This window comes from Massilia sp. 05N420, from assembly GCF_056397205.1.
Genome location: NZ_JBFTMX010000244.1, coordinates 1 through 387 on the forward strand (window position 1 = coordinate 1; position 387 = coordinate 387).

The following is a 387-nucleotide window of genomic DNA, read 5'->3' on the forward strand; positions in this document are numbered from 1 at the left end:
TTCGAAAGCAGAACGTCGCGAGCCGCCAGGATCCTGTCCCAACCAGCCGGCGTGCCGGGCTCGATGATAACCAGTGTGTCGCCGGTCAACGCCCAGAGCTTGCCGATCGATGGAGCGATCTGGTGCGGCTCGATCTCGTCGAGAACATAGGCAAGCGTGACGAGATCGGCAGGCGGCAGTGAGGGCAACTCCTTGAGAAGATTGCCATCCACCCAGTTTGCCGGGAAATCGAGCCCCTCCGAAAGGCTCTGTCCCGTCTGCCGGATCGCGGCGCTGGCTTCCACCATCGTCGCCTCGCCGATCCCAGTCCAGCAATCGGCCGCGGCCCAGAGCGCCGAGCCCGGACCGGCGCCGACATCGATAAATCGCTGCGGCTCGAAATCAGGC

1 protein-coding gene is annotated in these 387 nt (G+C 64.3%); it reads right to left on the reverse strand.

What is annotated here, in order from left to right; all coding sequences use genetic code 11:
* The coding region (locus AC1DIX_RS28165; protein WP_477328669.1) for a small ribosomal subunit Rsm22 family protein at positions 1–387 on the reverse strand (387 nt) is incomplete at both ends.